The 19,795-nt window shown below is 57.6% G+C and carries 10 protein-coding genes and 2 pseudogenes; 2 read left to right on the top strand and 10 right to left on the bottom strand.

Going from position 1 to position 19,795, the window contains the following annotated elements; genetic code table 11:
- Window positions 1-2: 2 nt before the first annotated feature.
- The 7 genes and pseudogenes from nifE to XH89_RS39395 form a co-directional block, all read right to left on the bottom strand.
- A complete protein-coding gene (gene nifE / locus XH89_RS39365) occupies window positions 3-1,565 on the bottom strand; it encodes a nitrogenase iron-molybdenum cofactor biosynthesis protein NifE (protein WP_128929921.1) in 1,563 nt (520 codons plus the stop codon).
- Between the two features lie 117 nt (window positions 1,566-1,682).
- Window positions 1,683-3,227 carry a nitrogenase molybdenum-iron protein subunit beta gene (gene nifK, locus XH89_RS39370; RefSeq protein ID WP_128929920.1) on the bottom strand — a complete coding sequence of 515 codons (1,545 nt, stop codon included), beginning with the start codon at window positions 3,225-3,227 and terminating at the stop codon, window positions 1,683-1,685.
- Between the two features lie 85 nt (window positions 3,228-3,312).
- On the bottom strand, window positions 3,313-4,815 hold the full coding sequence (nifD, locus tag XH89_RS39375; RefSeq protein ID WP_128929919.1) for a nitrogenase molybdenum-iron protein alpha chain: 1,503 nt from the start codon (window positions 4,813-4,815) through the stop codon (window positions 3,313-3,315).
- A gap of 587 nt (window positions 4,816-5,402) precedes the next feature.
- Window positions 5,403-6,233 (bottom strand): SDR family NAD(P)-dependent oxidoreductase, encoded by an 831-nt coding sequence (locus XH89_RS39380; protein WP_232995639.1) that lies wholly within the window; start codon window positions 6,231-6,233, stop codon window positions 5,403-5,405.
- Window positions 6,234-7,829: 1,596 nt separating this feature from the next.
- Window positions 7,830-8,714, bottom strand: a pseudogene (locus XH89_RS39385) (IS3 family transposase); the annotation flags it as partial.
- 9 nt (window positions 8,715-8,723) lie between these two features.
- A pseudogene (locus XH89_RS39390) lies at window positions 8,724-9,813 on the bottom strand (IS110 family transposase).
- A 140-nt stretch (window positions 9,814-9,953) separates the two neighbouring features.
- A complete protein-coding gene (locus tag XH89_RS39395) occupies window positions 9,954-10,265 on the bottom strand; it encodes a transposase (protein WP_128929916.1) in 312 nt (103 codons plus the stop codon).
- Window positions 10,266-10,527: 262 nt separating this feature from the next.
- Between XH89_RS39395 and XH89_RS39400 the strand changes: the two genes are divergently transcribed.
- Window positions 10,528-11,502: a pectinesterase family protein gene (locus XH89_RS39400; RefSeq protein ID WP_128930193.1), complete on the top strand. Its 975-nt coding sequence runs from the start codon at window positions 10,528-10,530 to the stop codon at window positions 11,500-11,502.
- Window positions 11,503-11,715: 213 nt separating this feature from the next.
- Here XH89_RS39400 and XH89_RS39405 read toward each other — a convergent pair whose 3' ends face one another.
- Window positions 11,716-12,825: a glycoside hydrolase family 28 protein gene (locus XH89_RS39405; RefSeq protein WP_232995663.1), complete on the bottom strand. Its 1,110-nt coding sequence runs from the start codon at window positions 12,823-12,825 to the stop codon at window positions 11,716-11,718.
- Window positions 12,826-14,467: 1,642 nt separating this feature from the next.
- On the opposite strand from XH89_RS39405, the gene XH89_RS39410 reads away from it, so the two are divergent.
- Entirely contained in the window at window positions 14,468-15,079 is a 612-nt protein-coding gene (locus XH89_RS39410) for a hypothetical protein (RefSeq protein WP_128929914.1), read from the top strand.
- A 272-nt stretch (window positions 15,080-15,351) separates the two neighbouring features.
- On the opposite strand, the gene XH89_RS39415 is transcribed toward XH89_RS39410, so the two are convergent.
- Window positions 15,352-15,735 (bottom strand): hypothetical protein, encoded by a 384-nt coding sequence (locus XH89_RS39415; RefSeq protein ID WP_128929913.1) that lies wholly within the window; start codon window positions 15,733-15,735, stop codon window positions 15,352-15,354.
- 1,466 nt (window positions 15,736-17,201) lie between these two features.
- Complete coding sequence (gene nifA / locus XH89_RS39420) at window positions 17,202-18,917, bottom strand: nif-specific transcriptional activator NifA (RefSeq protein WP_128929911.1); 1,716 nt, start codon at window positions 18,915-18,917, stop codon at window positions 17,202-17,204.
- Between the last annotated feature and the right edge of the window lie 878 nt (window positions 18,918-19,795).

The raw sequence follows: 19,795 nt of genomic DNA on the forward strand, positions 1-19,795 counted from the left end.
CCCTATTCCGACGCCTGGACGGCGCATGTTGCCTGCGCAGCGGAAATGTGCCCAACGACCCACCTGCCCGAGGCATTGGCGCGTTCCTTGAATCCGGCGGCGCTGGAATGACCTCGCACGGCGGTGGAATTCTCTGCGGCGTGCGAATCCGTGTGCGGGATGTTGGTCTGCCGATTGACCTCCGCTTCGTCCCAAGGCGCGGGACGGCGTAGTTGGGTCCATATTGGATTGTAGAGCGCCTTATCAATCTCCTCCATCAGCTTGACCATGCCAATATACCCCATGTACGCCTGAGAACGCTCCTGGTTGATGTCAAGCCAAGGTATCATCGCCTTCAGCGCGACGAACTGCGACTTGCCGCCGGAGAGCATCATATCAGCCCGGGAGTTCATCAACATTTTGTAGATGTCGCGCGGCGCCGCTTCCTCGATCATAAGGGCGTGCCGGCCCATCAGCTCCTTGATGCGGTCTTTGTCCTCTTTGGTGGACTTCTTCACGGAGGTGCCGGCGATCTCTAGACCGGCCTCCTGCAGCGCCGCGACCACCGACCACGACTTAACACCGCCGGTGATCAACAGAACCTTCTTACCCTTGAATCGTGGTTTGAAGCGCTCGATCGCCGCGCGTACCCTTGCTTCCTCACGCATGATGACAGCCTCGGTACGCCCTCCAAGCTCCAGCGGCGCGCCGCGCTCGATCAGCATGCGCGCGATCGTCCGCAAGGAGTTGCTGGAATCCTGCACGCCGTAGAACGAGCCCTCGAAGTAGGGAATGCCGTAGCGTTCCTCCATCTTACGGGCGACGTTTATCATCGCCTTGGAACACACTAGCATCGCAGCCTTTGCGCGATGCGAACAGGCCAGCTCGTGATATTTCCCATCGCCGGAGATACAAGAAAGGATGCGGATGCCAAGTTCATCGAGCAGCGGTTTGATCTGCCAGAACTCGCCGGACAAGTTGTATTCGCCGATGATATTGATGTCGTAGGGAGTGGTATAGTCCGGTTCCTCAGTGCCGATCACATGCTCAAGCAGCGCCTCGCCGGCAAGCTTGTTTCCGAGGTTCTTGGACCCGACGAACCCCGGCGAATTTACAGGAATGATAGGCTTACCGAACTTGGCCACGGCAGCCTTGCACACGGCCTTGATGTCGTCGCCAATCGCGGCTGGCACGCAGGTTTGGTAAACAAAGACAGCCGGCGGATCGAACTTGCCGATCACCTCCCCGATCGCTTGATAAAGGCGCTTTTCGCCGCCAAAGATTACATCGGTTTCGTTCATGTCGGTCGTGAAGCTTCGGCGCCAGAGATCGGAGCCTGAGGAGGCGCTGCCTCGGTTGTCCCAGGAATTGCCCTCGCAGGCGATTGGGCCGTGGACCAGATGCGCAACGTCGGTGAACGGCTGTAGCGCGATTTTGGCGCCGTCGAATGCGCATCCGCCGCCCGCCTCTCCTGGCTTCAACTGCCTAGTGCACCCCATAGTACGTTCGGCCGCCGTCTTGTTGTCGTTTCTGCCACAACCCGGCTCGTTGAAGACGTCCTCGATGGCGGACGTGTCGACGCTCATACGTATCTCCTATTTTCTTCGACCCGCCGCGCGAGCCTTGTGCCGCGACGTGGATCTTTCTGGCTAGACACCGGCCGTCGACCCTGCTCTGGCCGGCGCTAGACCAAATCATTTACGTCAGCGGATGATATCAAAGCTATAGTCCGCTCCAGTCCTGTCCATCTGGTCCAGGACCTTGTCCAGTATCTTGACAAGAACGTTTATGCCGCCCTGATAACCCCAGACGGGATACCGATGTTGATGGTGCCGATCGAACACAGGGAAACCGATGCGGATCAGTGGCGTCCCGGTATCGCGCTCGAGGTACTTCCCGTAGGTGTTGCCAATCAGGTAATCGACCGGCTCAGTGCATAATAGGGAGCGCATGTGCCAGAGATCTTTGCCGGGATATGCAGAGCAGTTCTTGCCAAACAGTGAACTAACAAACAGTTCCTCCATTTTCTCTGCCCAAGCCTTGCCACCATTCGTAGACAGCACATGAGCCGGCTCTGCACCGAGCTCCAGGAGGAATGAAGAGAGCCCGTAGCAGAGATCCGGATCGCCGTAGATCGCGAACTTCTTGCCGTGCAGATACGCACTGGAGTCTGCCATGGCGTCCACGAGACGGCCGCGCTCCCGCTCCAATGCCTTCGCGATCGGCTTGCCGGTCATGCGGGACACAGTCATTAGGAATTCGTCCGTCGCGCTGACACCGATGGGGTAGTTGAAGGCGGCAACCTCATGACCGTGCCCCTCGACGAAGGACAGTGTCTTCTCGGTGCAGTGTTGCTGCATGGAGATCGTGGCTTTGGCATGGATCGCGTTAGCCGCGTCCTCCAGCGTGGTGCCGCCATCATACATGCGGAACTCGCCGTCGGTCGGAGTATCGAAGACATCGCTGTTGTCGGCGAGTATAGTATATTCGATTCCCATCAACTCGAAGACGCGCTTAATTTCCCGGATGTTCCCGACCGTGTACCCGTCGAACCCACCGATGAAATTAATCTTGCCGTTCACCTTGCGCTCTAGTTTGGAGGCGGTGCCTGCCTTGCCATCCCAGAAGTGCTCAAGGATGCTCTTCAGCGCATTGTCATACCCGGTCACGTGGCTGCCGACAAAGGCAGGTGTATGAGCGAAGGGAACATCATATTGTGCCGGGACTGACCCCTTCTCCTTCGCTGTCTTGATGAAGGCGTTCAGGTCATCCCCGATCACTTCGGCCATGCACGTGGTGGAAACCGCGATCATCTTGGGCTTGTATATGTTGTAAGCGTTAGCGAGCCCGTCAATCATGTTGTTTAGACCACCGAACACCCCGGCGTCCTCAGTCATCGAGGAAGAGACGCAGGAGCTTGGCTCCTTAAAGTGTCTCGAAAGATGACTTCGGTAGTATGCGACGCAACCCTGTGAGCCGTGAACGAAGGGCAGCGTGCCCTCAAAACCGGAGGCAGCGAACACCGCACCGAGTGGCTGGCAGGCCTTGGCGGGGTTCACAGTCAATGCTTCACGCGCGAAGTTCTTCTCGCGGTATTCTCGCGTCTTTGACCATTCGCTGATCCGCTCGACTTCCCTTTGGTCATGCGGGTTCTCGAACAGCGCCTTCTTTTTGGCGAGCATTTGCTGATATTCCGGACCTCGGAATAGATCCAAGTGATCGAGGACGTGTTCGGCATTCTGTGTCAACGCGGCACTCTCCTTTTCGGCGATTGGTTTATCGACTAGGTTGGCCCGCCTTCTCGCATAGGCGGAGCCAGATCTGTGCATTCCTTTATTCCGCGGCCATTAGGCCTGGCGCTGGAGTATCCTTCCAAGGTGCCTTGAGTTTCTTCCAGACGGGCGAGTTTATTGCCATGTCCATGTCACGAGCGAAGATCGCGAAGCCGTCATAGCCGTGATAAGGACCGGAATAGTCCCAGGAGTGCATTTGACGGAATGGAATGCCCATTTTCTGGAAGACGTACTTCTCCTTTATGCCGGAGCCGACGAGATCTGGCTGAATGGTCTCGACGAAACGCTCAAACTCGTAGCCCGTGACGTCGTCATAGATCAGTGTGCCGTCCTTTAAGTAGTGCTGAGCAGTGCGCTGGTAGTCGTCATGATGGCCGAATTCGTAGCCCGTTCCTACGACCTCCATACCAAGGTCCTCATAGGCGCCGATTACGTGGCGGGGACGCAAGCCGCCGACGAACAGCATCACTGTCTTGCCCTGGAGGCGGGGGCGGTACTTCTCAATTACCGAGGCCATCAGCGGCTGGTACTTGGCGATCACACGCTCGGCACCTTCCTTGATGCGTTCGTCGAAGAAGCTGGCAATTTTGCGCAGCGAATCGGCGATCTTGGAAGGGCCAAAGAAGTTGTACTCGCACCATGGAATGCCGAACTTTTCCTCCATGTGTCGGGAGATGTAGTTCATCGAACGGTAGCAGTGCAATAGGTTGAGCTTCGCCCTGGGCGTTGCTTCCAGTTCGGCGAGGCTGCCGTCGCCGGACCATTGCGCAATCACACGCAGGCCCATCTCTTCGAGCAGGATACGCGATGACCAAGCGTCCCCACCGATATTGTAGTCGCCGATGATCGTGACATCGTAGGGCGTTGACTCGAACGCGGGTGTCGCTTCCGGCGACACTCTGTCCAGGATCCAGTCCCGCAGCGCATCGTTGGCGATGTGGTGGCCAAGCGACTGCGAGACGCCGCGAAACCCTTCGCAGCGAACCGGTACAATGGTCTTGCCATTGTGTTCCTTTGACTTCGCCTTCGACACAGCCTCGATGTCGTCGCCGATAAGGCCGATCGGGCACTCGGACTGAATCGTAATGCCGTGGTTGAGCGGAAAGAGCTCCTGAAGTTCGTCAATGACCTTACCGAGCTTCTTGTCGCCGCCAAACACGATGTCTTTCTCCTGGAAGTCGGAGGTGAACTGCATGGTGACGAAGCTGTCGATTCCGGTCTTGCCTATGTAGTAATTGCGGCGTGCAGCCCAGGAATATTGGCCGCAGCCGACCGGACCGTGGCTGATGTTAATCATGTCCTTGATCGGGCCCCACACGACCCCCTTGGAGCCAGCGTATGCACAGCCGCGAGTCGTCATTACTCCGGGGATCGACTTCAGGTTCGACTTAACCCCGCAATCGTGCTTACCCGCCTCGTGTACGTTCAGGTGTTTGGCGCGGCGCTTGGCGGTCTTTTCCGGGTAGATTTTTAAGGCCTCATCGATCAGTTGCTTGTTGCGGGCCTTCATCTCCGCGGCGCTCTGGGTAGTGACTATGCTCATACGAATTCCTCGGATGCGGTGCTTGAACGATCGGGCGCCTTGCGCGGCGCGCGCTTCTGGCGATCTATTAACGCGAGGCTGCATTAGAAGGCGTTTGCAACAAGTGTGCCGACGGATAGGAAGGAAAAAGGTCGGAGGCAGACAGCGTCGATGCACCCGATTGTCGCAAAGTGGACGTAGCCGCGTGCTGATATGTTCTTACTCGTAGCATTGTTCGAAATGTGACATGCCCCGTCGAGCCATATTAGCGGGACTTGTTTTATAAAGGCCGCGCTTAATAAATTTCACCTTCTGGCCGCCGCCCCTTGGGCATCGGGGCTAGCGTCTATGTGGCAGCTCATAAAAAATGTTCCTGCGGCCGGAATGGAACGTGGGCCAAAACGTGGTATCTCTCAGGCGAGAGGCGTGCCATCGCGGTCGCGCCGCGGCGTGCGAGCAACGGCGCTATCCTGGCTCGTACGGCGTGGCCGTTGGATCGAAACTGCGGAATCAGGAATTGCTAGTCGGGAGTAACGCGAGCGCTCAACGCTCCATGCGGGAGCTGCCAATTAATCGATCGCGCGTGAGTAACTCTTCTTGGTGTCTGATCACACATGCTGCCCTCCATTTGCAGGCACTTCGGCACCTGTGACATAGCTGGCAGCCTCCGAGCAAAGGAAGAAGATAACCTTCGCGACCTCGTCCGGTGTTCCGACCCGGTGCATCGGGATAGTTGGGATCAAATTGGTTTCTGTCTCCGGCGACAGAATGTCTGTCTTGATCTCGCCTGGTGCAATAGCATTGACGCGAATCCCGTAAGGCGCATAGTCATGCGCCATCTCGCGGGTCAAGCACGAAAGTGCCGCCTTTGATGTCGCATAGGCAGTACCGGCATACGGATGCACTCTCGATCCGGCGATCGAGGTGACGTTCACGATTGCACCAGAAGCGAGCGTTAGCTGATGGAAGAGCCCCTGCGAGAACATGATGGGTGCGAGCAAATTGACATGGAACACGCTCTTCCAGGTGTCGACCGGAGTGTTCAGCGAATTTAATCGGGTGCCGTCAGCGGCCTTCGGGGAAATGCCCGCATTGTTGATAAGCGCATGCAGAGGGCCGCCATTGAGCCGCTCCTTGATCTCCGCGATCGCGTGCTGCAACGCTCGAGAGTCGCTAAGTTCGGCTTGAATATGGTTGTCCAATCCTGCTTCCCAAGGACAACGGCTACCCTCGAATGGCTGCCGAGAACACGTGATGATCCGCCATCCAGCTGCCGAAAACAATTTGCCGGTCGCGTGGCCTATACCGCGGGAAGCACCAGTCAATACGAGCGTCTTCCCCTCGGCATTTTGAGTGCGCCGCTTATTGCTAGATGGGCACGCGGCGGGCGCTGGCGCGCCATCTGTTACATTTTGGCGGTCCAGCAGATTGAGGGTCACGCGAAGCTCCTGATAGCGCCTCGGCGGGCGCACTCTAATGATGCTAGCAGGTGGCCCTGCAGGACCCGGGCCACGCGTCTCCTGGCCGGTAGTCGCGATGTGCGCGGCTCGATGTCGCTTACGCGACATGTAGAGTGTAGGACGAGGCGGGCCGCTTTGATTCGGAGCGTGGCGTGCCGCGTCATCACACTCCAACAAGCGAGGCTCGTCGACAGATCCCGCTTGAACAGAACGGCGTCTAGACGGCACGGCACGGCCGCTACATGAAACTGAAAACCGGCGCTCATTGGGTATGATCCTGTCAGCTTACTGGTAAGCGCCGATTCGGGTCACGCTGGCGTACCCGGCGCCGCAGCGGTCGCTACAGGACGCCCGAGGACACGAGCGAGAGAGTTTCTCCGCAGCGTCCCGACGCACCGTCATCGATGCCATCGGGTGTCCGCCTTCGTTCCTGGTAGTTGTGTATGTCTTGGCATCACGGCCGTCTCCTGCTGCACAAAGATGTTGTTGCCGCTGACTTGCGGACAAGCCGGCCGACCGCTATGGCCTTGTGCTTTTGAAGCGCAATCATTGAGAGCTCGGCTGGAGGCGAAGTTCATGTGCAAGTGACGGCTAGATAGGCTCGACGCGTGGGCGTGGAATGGCCAATCGGCGTTTTGATCATAAGTGAGAAGGTCTCACAGTTGTCTATTAAAAAAGCTGCTTTGGGCCGGAGGCCAGCGAGCGGAAAGAGTGGCGCTAGTAGTACAGATGTCAAGCCGTGGGTTCGTCGAGCCAGGAGCTGCCATTTTGCTATTGCGCCGATCAAGCCACCGATTGTGTCTTGCAATCGGCAATCTGAAGGTCCCCGGCGCGCGAACATCGTGATCGTCGCGCCGGCAAAATCCGCCGAACGTCTCTGAGCAGTCTTCAAAGGCGCATCGATCCTGCAGTGATGATCGCTGCTTCCCAGGGAGTTCGGCGGGCTTGAGCTCTCATGCGGCATACAACATAGGTGCCTCGCTAAGGCCGGCCCGGCGCCCGGCAGTTCTCGGGAACTGAATGAATGCCGAGGATCTTCAGACATTGTGGTGGCCGCAGAAAATGGCTCGAGTTCTTTTGGTTCCGACATTCTTCCGTAAGGTAGCTGTTGGGCGTAGGCCACAGCGAACGGCTCAGCGCCGATCGCCAAACCTTCGCACGCTCGGCTGCCAGCGCCGCTTTCGGGGTGGGAACGGGATCCCGAACAGCGTCGCGATCTACATTTGTGCGACGCAGTGAATAAGCAATTGGACGCGGTGGGATTCACCAAAATGCAAGAAGCGACAGAGTCCGCGCTCAGCCTGCGCTCTGCGGCTGCTAACTCAATGTGGAACTCCGCCAGCCGATGCCTGCTAGCATGTAAGTCATTTGCGCCGTCCTGATCGATAGGGCGTTATCCGACACCATGTGAACAGAACCTATGAGCCATCCCAGCCGCATGATGCCGCAGACCCTCTCCCCGGCCTGCAAGATTTCCTCGACCGGGCAGACCTACTCGAAGTAACTCTATCCCGCCGACGTTCGGCGCCCAACACATTGACCTGGATCTGATCTTCCCCCGATAAAGTGGACGGGTTAAGCGGCTTTTAGCTCCATCTCGATCGGGGGGATATATCCGAGTGCGGAATGGAGCCTTGTCCGGTTATAGAATCCCTCGATGAAGGCGAAGATATCGCGTTGAGCTTCGGCGCGGGTCTTGTAGTTGCGATGATGGACGAGCTCGGTCTTCAGGGTATGGAAGAAGCTTTCCATCGGGGCGTTGTCGTAGCAATCGGCCCTGCGGCTCATTGATGCCGTCATGCCGGCCTCCATAAGGGTGCTGCGATAAGCGTGCGAAGCGTACTGCACACCCCGGTCGGTGTGGCAGATCAATCCGGCCTGCGGCCGCCGCTCCCGGATTGCCATCGTCAGGGCTGCGGAGGCGAGCTCGACGTGCATGTGATCGCGCATGGCCCAGCGGACGATCTTTCGGCTGAACAGATCCATGACGGCGGCCAGATAAAGCCATCCCTCGGCGGTCGGGATGTAGGTGATGTCGCCGAGCCAGACCCGGTTCGGGGCTTCCGCCGTGAAGTCGCGCGCGATCAGGTTCGGTGCGACCGGCAGGTCGTGATGGCTGTCGGTGGTGCGCACACGGCGTGGCTTTGCGGTGATGGCGCGGATGCCATGCCGGCGCATCGTCCGCTCGATCCGGCCGCGGCTGGCGCTGCGTCCCTGCCTGCGCAGGGCGGCATGGACGCGCGGACTGCCGTAGCGGCCGCTGCTGTCCTGATGGACCTGCCGTATCTCGGCCAGCAGCGCGGCATGGGATTTTGTCCGCTCACTCACGGGGCGGTCGCGCCAAGCGTAGTAGCCGGCCGGCGAGACCTCGAGCACGGCGCACATCAGCCGCACCGGATAGGTGTCGCGATGGTCCTCGATGAAGCGAAAGCTCATGTCCGGGTTCCGGCAAAGATCGCGATCGACTTCCTAAGAAACAGCCGGATTGGCGTCGCCCGGGAGGGCCTGCAACACGAAGCCTAGCGATTTCGCCCGGCGCTGTAGGTTGGCGAGGACGCGGCTACGATATTGCTGCTCATATTGGTCGGCGCCAGGATCCTTGTAGCTCATGCCGTGCCGGAGTGTGTTGTAGAATAAAACCGCAATCTTGCGAGCCGTCGCCGTCACCGCCTCAATCGACGCCCAGCACTCCGTACAGTGCGGTCCTGACATCGAAGGTGGGGATGTTGACCTGCTTGGTCTTTACGCGCGGCTTGGCTAGGTTTCCGACCGGTCTTGCTCCTTTGGTGTTCAATGCACTGATCAGGACTTCGAGCTTGCGATCACAGTCGAGCATCTTTGCCTGATAAACGTCGTAGAGCTCCAGTGATTGAGCTAACGCGAAAACATGTTCGTGGCGGTCATTGCCTACGAGCGCTGCGCGGATCGTCTCGATCGATGAGTGGCAGCGCACGTCCCGATAGGTTGCCAGGAGGTCGGGATTGCGTTCGCCTGCAACAATGGCTCGGATAATCCGCATGCCGGTCGCGCCGGTGATATCCGACACAACATGATGGAGCTGCAGGTTCATCTCCATCAGAGCCTTTTGCATATGTTGGATATGGGCGGCAGCATATTCCACGAGCCGCTCGCGCTGGCGTAGATAGGCTCGCAACGTTGCGATCTCGGCATCGGGTCGGAAGCTGCCCCGTAACAGGCCATAGGAGTGGAGCTGGCGTAACCAAGCGGCATCGCTGAGATCGGTTTTACGGCCAGGTACAATCTTGGCGTACCGCGCGTTGACCAGAATGACCTCAAACCCGCGCTGTTCTAGGATCTCGTAGACTGGGATCCAATAGACCCCAGTGGATTCCATCGCGACACTGGTCACGCCGCACATCTTGAACCAGTCCGCCAGTTCATGCAGGTCTTGCGTGAATGTGCCGAATGCACGCACTGGCTTGTCGGTGCAGGCCGGGTTTACCGCGGCCATGTGCATCTTTGATCCGATATCGATAGCGGCCGCGCCGAGGTTGACCAGCTTTAGGTCCGGGCCGCGGTCGGTTGTCCTGTTAGGCATCGCAACTCCTCCGTCCGATGATGGGCTGGAGGGTCTGGGCTATGCCAATTTGTCATCTTCCTAATCGGGATCGCCGTCGAAACGGCGTCACCACTCTCCGGCCGCTACCCTCCGAGCTAAATGATAGCACAAGGCTGTTTCTATCCCGCGCAGGCGCGCCACGACGCTGGACAGTTTTTTAAAATGTCGCGTTCCATCCGCAGCCGCTCGTTCTCCTGGCGCAGCAAGGCGAGTTCCGAAGCCTGGTCCGCCGACATCGGCGTCGCCTGCGTGGTGGGGCGCCACGCCGCCGATGCCGGCTCGCGCCGGAGCTTATCGACCCAGCGCCGCAGCACTGAGTCGCGCAGACCGAGCTCCTTGGCGACCGACCCGATCGAGCGGCCGCTCGACACCACCAATCCTGCCGCCTCGCGCTTGTACTCTTCAGTAAACGACCGTCGTGCACGTTCCATTCAACACCTCCAGGCTCAACGAGCCTACTACAGGTGTCCACTCATTCGGGAGGAAGTTCAGCTATCAACTAATGTGACGAACTTGCGTTCCAGATGACTAGCTAGTCACGTGAATCTAAAGTGCGCCACATACGCGCGGCCATGTTCGACGAGTAGCTCAGCCGGTTGGGAGAGTGGTCGCGAGCAGTGTCATTGCGCTATTCCAGGCAAGCGGATAATCAAGCCCCACCGCAAGCCAAAACAGGAGGAGATCGAGTTGAAGATGGTGTTGTGCGTCGTCGCATTAATGGCAACGATTGCGAGTGTTCGCTCAGGCGATGCCGAGCAACTGAAGGTATCGTTATCTGAAAAGGGCGCGTATAGGTCAATACAAGACGCGGTAGACGCGCTACCTCAGGCTGGTGGAAGTATAGTAGTCGCGCCGGGTACCTATCGCGGAAAGGTTAGAGTGACGAAACCCAATGTCAATATCAAGGGCGCCGGTGGTGGGCCGGATGAAGCGGTGATTGTCTACGGTGATAGCGCCGTCACTGCGGGTGGGACTGTCCGTTCCGCGACCTTAGATGCGTCGGGCGATAACTTCCGGCTCGAAAATCTGACTGTTTGGAACGACTATTCTGCCAATTCGGGCAATCCAGCATCTCAGGCAGTGGCACTTTCTGTCACCGGCGACAAGGATGTTTTTGCAAACGTCAGAATACTTGGTGCGCAAGACACATTGTTTGTCAACAAGGGGCCGAACAGGAACGCCAGTCGTCAGTTCTTCGTAAACTGCTACGTCGAAGGCCATATCGATTTTATATTTGGTAACGCCAAGGCCTACTTTAGGCAATGTGAGCTACACGGTGTTGCAAACCACGCAGTCGTCTATACCGCACAAAGCAGAGCCTTCCCGGACGAAGACAGCGCCTTTGTGTTTGATCATTGCACGCTGACAGCCGACAAGGGCGCGCGCGACATTGCTCTTGGGCGTCCATGGCGTCCCTATGCTGCGGTGATCTTCTTATCGTCGCAGATTAATGCGCCGGTCATGGCTGAGGGGTGGGTGGAATGGGACCCGGGCAAGAGCCGCCGCTTAATGAACGCCTACTATGCTGAATACAGATCCTCCGGTACTGGTGCCGATCCTAGAGGAAGAGAAAGATATGCGCGCCAGCTAAGCGATCGGGAGGCAATGCAATGGTCGCTCCAGACATTCTTCTCGCACGATACGAGCTGGATCCCGCAAGCGCGATAGAACGCAGCGGGAGTGCCCGCAATAGCAGCGCGCCGGTGCCGATTAGCGACAGGCCTGCAGACGGGCTGTCTTGGCGGGCCCGAATTGGGACCATCTGTGTGGGAGCGTGAGTATCAGGAAGCACTGGTGCGAGTTGCGTACCAAGCACGGCGGGTACGAAGCTGACCGCAACCATGCAATCCGGCTTTTACACCGGCCAATCCTTTGTGATCGTCAGCGATCGATTGGAGCTGCGGCCCGAGGGTCGCGCTCAATGCCACCGTTTTTGCTACTGGTGGCTTCAGGGAACGGGCGGAAGGCAACTACGCACGGGTTCGATGCGCCGTAATGTGGAGTAGCGGCGGCACCTGGCGGAGATGGAAATACATTGACCGCGGTCACTGTTGCATTCTCCACTTGCCAAGTTGCGCGGGGAGAAAAGCGCACATCTTCCATCGCAATATCGAGCGGATGCTGTTGATCAAAGCCTCGCATTACGAGCGTACCATCAGTCCCATAGACGTGCCTTAGGACGATCTGTTGATAAAGTGGCAAGTTATTGCCAGCGAAGGGGCCGTAGCGCGTGTCGAAGTGTATGGGCCATTTGTTATTTCTCATACATATATTCTCGTAATTAACCCGCTCAACTAAGCCGCCTCGGCTGGGATCGCTTTTAATGCGCAGACCAAATGTCGTGCCGTCCAAGGTCAGGTTGCGAACCAGCACGTCACTGACACCGGAATTCAGTTCGCTACCAATCGACATGCCGTGCCCCCAGCCGAATTGGTTGTCTAAAATGGAAATGTGGCGTGCAGGGCCGCTTGTGCCAGCCTTGATCGCGATATTGTCGTCTCCGGTGCGGATAAAGGAGTGGATTATCGTCACATCCTCGCTTGCGGCTGGGTCTATTCCGTCGGTATTGCGGGCATCAGCGGGTGTATCAATGATGACCGCCCAGATGGTAGCACGTTCCACGTGGCTCATCGCAATGTGAAAGTTTGCTGCGTTGCGCAAGGTGATGCCATGAACAGAGACGTCCTCAGCACGGTCCATTTGGATCAATCGAGGCGCGTTTTGTTTTGCGCCCTCACTTTGTGCACGACGGGCCAGTTGCCACCAAGTCTCAGCCGTGCCCGCCATCAAGGTCCCGCCTCCGCCGTCTATTGTACCGTATCCATAGAGACCGCCGCCTTTAGTCTTCGTGAAACTGATGAGGGGCCGACAGCCATCACCGCTCCGATCGATGTGGCCACAGCTTCCCGAGCTCTTTTGGTATGCTTTTGGGTCGGCTACAGCCGTCAGTATCGCGCCCCCAGCGAGCCACAGTGTTGTGCCGGACTTCATTTCGATTGGACCCGAAAGGAACGGCCCTGGGCCTAGATATACGGCGGCGCTTGGGACGCAATGGTCTATGGCGGCTTGCAATCTGGCAGTGTCATTTCCACCTGACGGGTCTAGGCGCGCGCATACCCCTTTAGGCGCGGCCGGTTCGCGAACATTGCGGCGATCCTTTGCCTGAGACGCGGCGGAAAGCAGCCCGACCGCAAGTATGAAAACTGCGGCTAGGTAGCGGAAACGGGCGGCCATTGCCACTCCATTGGTTTCATAGGCAGGCAAGTGCGGGCGGTCGCTACGGCTGTGCAAGTCTCGTAACCTGTAGATGCGGGTGCAATTGCCGCGTGGTGAAACGGATGGCCATCCGGCGGAAGTGCGCTGGTGGAAAGCGACGACCGCAGACGTCTCCCTATTCCCGGAGTCGAACGAAATCGCTGGCGGGTCATTTAGCCATCCGAATGTACTGCTACGTCCGCATACTATGACCGTATTTGCCTTTGTCTTCCGGTCTGCCCGTCGCAGTCACCCGGAGGGTACGACCTATTTACGCAATTGGCTTGCATCGAAGTCCCTCAAGTGACCGATCAGAAAACAGCTGGGTCGCGCCCCGCGCAGCTTGTCGAATGCCCGTCTCGCGTATGCGCGTTTGTCCGAGCTTAGTAAAATTGAGTGTTTGGATGGGGCCCATTTAAATGATGGATCGTAGCCACTTTGGCTTTTGAGGCGATGATCGGAGGGGCGATCCGATGGTGGAATGGAGCCGGGCGGGAATGTAGCAGTCACGAACGAACGCGGAGATATACACGCGGTGCATCGGCACGAGTCTCCTCCTGACGATCGTGAACGAGCTCGGCAGGGTGGTGGACAAGCTCTCCATCAAAGCATTGTAGAAGCAGTCGCCCTTGTGGCGCGTCGATCGGGTACAGCCCGCAGCCGCAGGGCTCCGCACGCGATATGTGGAACGTACTGCTCGCTCCGACCTCAATCATGGATCAGTCCGTCAGAGGCTGCTGGCGGATCGTCGTTATCACAGCACAGGGGAGTTAGCCCGCATGTGATAGCACATGGGCCGATCGACCATCTTGCGGCCGAACCGGTCGGTGATGGCGGCGCGATACAGCCGGCACTCGACAGGCGGGATATAGGTGATGTCAGCCAGCCAGAGCCGGTGTGGAGCTGTGGTGGTGAAGTCGAGCGCGATCAGGTTCGGAGCGATCGAGAGATCGTGACGAGTTACGTTGGCGCGGACAGGAGGTTACGGCCCTAATCGCTCGAATGCGATTGCGGCGGATCAGAGCTACGGCCAGCGCCGCTCCCTGCGTCCGTAGAGCGCCTTGGACCAAACACTGCATAGCGCTGGCCATGCTCGCAATGCTGCACCACCATTTGTTCTGCCATATTTGCAAAAAGCGTGTCTTGGGGGAAAGGCAGACGCGAGCGGGTGGGAGGAGGCGTTCGCTGCATGGCCTCGATGTCAGTGCGGCCGACCAATTCAGAATATGAATGCGCTCTATCAGAACAATCGATTTCACTGATGTCGATCAAGCCTGGTACTCAGGTCGCAGGGGCCGCATGGCGTGCGTTATACGCTGACTAGCCGTTTCACTCACGGCGCGCGTCCTGGTACAGAACCATATAACGGGTGGACGTGATGATGATGATGAACAGTACCAGAAACTCGACCTCGGCGGAACAAATCAGCATGGGAGATCAGGCCTTAACGTTGTGGTTGCCGAAACTGAGGCACTATCTGTCGTGGTGGCGACTGTTTACAAGCCCCTTACCTTCCCGGCGGCCCCACCTCGAATCGCTTGCTGACCCGCCTGATGCGGCTGACCCGAGCGATTCTCAGGAACGTCTCAGGCAAAATATCGAAGCGCAAGTTGCGGAGATTGGCAGGTTAGTGGGCGGAGGTGAAGCGCCAGGCGAAGCAACCCGCCATCTCACTGAGTTGACAAATCAACTCATACTCGCGCAGCTCGGGATTGTTTCCAAAGTCAAATGCGTCACTACTGAGGCGACGGATCGCTTCGCTAACCGTGCTCCGGTAGAAATGAGCGACATCTATGAGCCGGAAAGGCTCTTGAGATTGGGCCATCTTTTTGACAAAGCGGTATCGGCGTTAACTCCGAGTTTGCGGACGCAATGCCATAGAACAGATATAGCTAAACTTATCCTCGGCCGGACATCTGAAACCAAAGTCGAGTTTAATCGTTTCATCAAGTGCGTCGCTGCGATTGCTGCCGCCGCCGAAGAGATGTGACTGTACCTAACATCGTTTCCGAAGTAGCGCAGCCGCGATTGCTCGCGTTGTGAGGAGATGCCGATGTGCTCGGCTTTGACGTTTTCTGTTAGTCGACTGGGCAGGGCGGGTTGCAATCGCATAGTGTCGTAGCGGGCAGACAACCTTTCTGCGCTCCGGTGCTGCGCATGTTGGATCGCCGCCTCCTCCCTGGCTCTCTGGAGAATCGCTTCAGAGCGGACGGCCGTACGCCCGCTCATGGTCTATGGATCGGAAACCTCGCAGTATTGCCATCAGGAGAGAAGCAAGCGGAGAGCAAAAAAAATAAATATCCATGTCGCAAGGCAGTACAGTGCGGCGAAGCGCCATACTCCCGCTCTGAATCGGCGGCGCCAATTCACAAGTTGCGGCGCGCAACCGCTGAAGCGACGGCCGCGGACAACCTCGATCATCTCTCGATAGCTGTCAAAAGCAAAATACGAGCGATTGTTTCGAATGTACGTTATCCGCTCTTGAGGGGAAAGGCACAATTGCCAGACGTACTGCGCCTCCTCGCGCACACTGTCAGAACGTGGCTCGTGCCCACCTGAGTTGTAAGCACGCCGATCAATGGAGAGTGGCGATGGAAGTTGACGCGATCGCGTGCTCCCGATGAACGTGAATTTCTGCTGAAGCATCGAAGTGTCCCTTTCGCAATTCGGCGAATGATGCGTACAACGTGACGTAACGAGAGAATCAAGAAGATCCTGCGCAGATCCAACGGATCAGCTGTGCGCTCTGTCCACGACCCGCGCCGATCTAAGTGTAGGTCCGAGCGAAAGGGCATTGCGAAAAGCGGGCGCTATAGTCAGGCCAACGTGGCCGGTGCTGGCTGTTGATTGCGAGATACAGCTCCCGAGGCAATGATGGTGGCCGTTGAGAACTCTCTGAGGTGCCGGCTCGTTGAACCGGGGCGGCGAGTGTGGGGCGCGGGCACGGCTGCTTACAAATGTGCTCAGTTGGTTAAGAGAGGGGTTGAATCGGACGCAGCGAGAGATTGTACGATGTGAAGCAAATGAGCAGTTCGAGACGAGACGCGCGAGGCCGCAATGGTGTTATCTTTGGGCGATGTACCGGGCATCGTGAGCCAGATCGGGCGGCTCCACAAACAGGGGCGCTGCTCGTGGTTTGGATTGGCCGTGCGGTCGATAAACCGGGATCAATGAATTGATGGTCATCGTCCGTGCAGATGGATTCAATCAGGTTACGATGGCCCACTAAGCAACCGTTCGAGCCATACCCTCTCGGTAGCACTCGAAGTCGTCGACTTGCGACCTACAAACGTTATAGCACACCGTGTCCACCTAAGCCGACCTACCTTGAGAGGATATCATGCGTCGAAGGCAGCTCAACTCATCTTGCTGGAGCGACAGATTCAAGTACTATATGCTAACGGTTAGTATTGTTGCCGCGCTAAACTCGTTGTCATTCATGTACGCCAAAGCCGGCGGGCCTCTACCCACGGAACAGGAAAAGCAGGCGTGTATCGCCGACGTCTTTCGGCTCTGTAGCGCGGCCATACCTGATGCGAACGCAATCACTTCGTGTCTGAAGTCAAACGTGGCCGGTGTGAGTGCGGAATGCCGCTTGGTTCTGTCAACCCGCGAGCGGCCGAGTGGTGTATCAAAGTGAGCCGGCGATCATATAGATTGTCGTACGGTGTTGGCGCTGGCTGACACTAAGTAGCGCGGTCGGTTACGTCCGGCGTTCGACGCACGGTGAGCAGCGTGTCCAGGAGATGTACGTGGCGTCGGATTGCAAGCGAGTATCCAGCCTAAGGGGCCTGATGTATCGTCGAAGTAAAGGCGCCTGGCGGAGCGAATTCATTGAACCAGTGTGGTCGGGTGCTAGATGAGCAGAGTCGCTAAGTGGTTAGTCAAGGTGGGCCGCCACACGAAAGCATCAGATGAGCAACGGTGTGAGCTGTCGCTGGCGCACCGTGGTGTAGATGATCGGTTGAACTGCGCCTCTGCCTTGAAAGCGGTCTATCTTACGAGAAGCATCCGGCGGAGTCTGCGTGTGATTTGCTCGTGCCTTAGTGGCCCGGTAAGCTGAAGCGTGAACCTGTGCTTTCAAACGATCCCCCGGTTGCAGTCAAGGGTGATTATAAGTGCTTTAGCTCGACTCCGTGTTTTTTGAGTGCGTAGCCTATTTGGCGCGACGTCAGTTTGAGTAGCCGTGCTGCTTTCGCCTGTACCCAGCCCGCCCTTTCCATGGCCGCGATAAGGTGCTCGCGATCAATTATTCGCTCACCTCTCGTAACCTGCAGGTGCGAGAGCGTGGTTCCGTGAGCGGGTTCGGATGAAGCATCGCATGGCCCCGTATGCGGCAGCGGTTGTGACGGCATCGATAGCGGCTGCTTACTCTTCCAAAGTCGAGCGGAGAAGCAACCATCGGATTTGCAGGCGAAATCGCGACTGTTAATCGCTGGACCGGCCGCCATGGTGGCAGTCCGCTGAACGCAATTGTGAAGCTCCCTAATATTGCCGGGAAATTCGCAACTTTTCAATACGTCGAACGCGCTTGGTTCGAAAGTCAACGAGCGCTCGTTTTCGGAGTTGAACGTGCGAAGAAATTCAGTAGCGAGCAACGGAATATCGTCGCGGCGCTCACACAATGGTGGGACAAGCAAAGGGATGACGCTCAGACGGTAGTAGAGATCCGCGCGAAATTGTGTCTGCGAAACGGCGACCTCTAGATCCTTGTTAGTCGCTGCTATGAGTCGAACGTCAACTCTTATCGTGTGTGTACCGCCGACTCTCTCAAATTCCTGCTGTTGTAGCACTCGCAGCAGCTTCGCTTGAAAAGAAGGTGAGATTTCACCAATCTCGTCGAGAAACAGCGTGCCTTTGTCAGCCAGCTCGAAGCGCCCTTTGCGCGAATTGATGGCTCCGGTAAAGGCGCCCTTCTCGTGTCCAAACAGCTCAGATTCCAAAATAGTCTCCGATAATGCCGCACAGTTTAGTTTGACGAATGGGCGGTTGGCTCGGGGCGATAGGTCGTGGATCGCTTGTGCAGCAACCTCTTTTCCGCTACCGGACTCGCCTCGCAAGAGTATCGTTGCATTTGATTTAGCGACCACATTGATCTTGCGGAGGAGCTTGCGCAGGGCCGGGCTGCGACCAACTACGCCAGGTAGCGTTAGGTTGCGGTCCGCTTCGGCTTGATCATCCTGCGGCAACGTTGTCTGGTTGCCATCGGTCGCAAGAGGCGGCTCGCTGTCATCGTGGGCCGTGGAGAGGTATGACCTCAGAAAGTGGCCGAGCATGTTCGCGATAGCGAGGAGAAGGGTCACGTGTGAATTGGGATCTAACGATGGGGACCCGTCCCGGAACAGCTCGGCCGAGAGCACCCCGACGGTCGTGCTCTCGACAGCGATTGGAACGGCGATGAACGACAATCGACTATGTGCCGTGGCGTCAGATGAACCTGAATCGCTTGTGGTCTGGGAATTGTTCGGTTGCGTAGGGGTTATTATAAGGGGTGTGGCCGTATTGAGCACGCGCTCGACAGCTCCTTGCGGCAGGCGGAGTCGAAAACGCTGATCGCTCCCTTCAGTCCAGCCCGCGCCCACGGCAATCGCCGGAGCGTTGTGACCGGCATGCAGACAGACCACACAATGTTGCATCTGAAGCTGAGACTGTATTAACGCGACGACGGCCTCCAGCCGAAGCTCGAGCCGAAAGGGCGCGGCGAGTTGTTCCGCTATGCGCAGCAGGATCTCAGGCACTTTCGGGTGTGCCCATTGAGCGTCGCTGCGAGAGGCCTCCGCTCCCGGTGACTTGAACTGTGATGTTGAAGACAAAATGTCGCTAGTCATATTGTCCGGTTTCCGCCGATCGTTGTTACGCCGGCCGTGGCGCCTGCGCTGTCGCGGACCTAACAACGTTTCGTGCAGCGACGACAAGGCCAACCATGATTAAAGAGTCAGCCCTGGACGAGAGATTTGCTCCGGTGCAGCGTCGCCAGTTTGAATATGTGAGGTCCTTTAACGCAAGGAGTGCGCCATATTGGCGCATCTTATGCAAATGATCCTCGAGTGCTTTCAGAGATAGCAGGTCGTCTGTCGTCCATGCCGGTCCCTACTGCGGGCAGCATCTAGGCTCAGGTGAACAGGTTCGGCGAAGCTGCGAGGGCCGCCATTTCCGATTGGTGACAATCGGACTTCTTTCAAAGTCGTGGTCATGCAGCTCGCTCCGCTCGTCCTGGACTGGTGTACCGATGAAGGTGCCACCGCAAATCGCTTTCAGCGCGCTGCTGCCCATTGGGAGGGCTGCGAGAGGCGCGGCATGCGAGCTCAGCCGTAGTCGGGCAAAAGTGCGTTCGGACGAGGTCCGGGTACTGTGATTTACGCGAGAACAATGGCCGTAACAGCTGTAGAGGCAGCTGTAGGAGCCGGGACGTTTCGCTCGAGACACGTAATCAGGCACCAGACTGGTTTGCGAGGTCGTCGTGCTCCTTGACCTCCTTTGGCCGCAGCGCGTCGCTCCGACGCTTAAAGCTGTGCCGGATTCGCAGGACGCTGACGAAGCATTCGCAATGGCCGGCTGACTCGGTCGCCTCGAGCCGTCAACACCGCGCCCGTAAGCGGTGGTTTCACGGTCGGAGGCCTATTGACGAAGCATTGGTGCCGTCGACCTAGAGTGATTTACTGACAGGCTGCATGCAAAATGGCAGAGTGAGGCGGTCGGGCAAAGG

The sequence above is a fragment of the Bradyrhizobium sp. CCBAU 53340 genome (genome assembly GCF_015291645.1).
GTDB lineage: Bacteria > Pseudomonadota > Alphaproteobacteria > Rhizobiales > Xanthobacteraceae > Bradyrhizobium.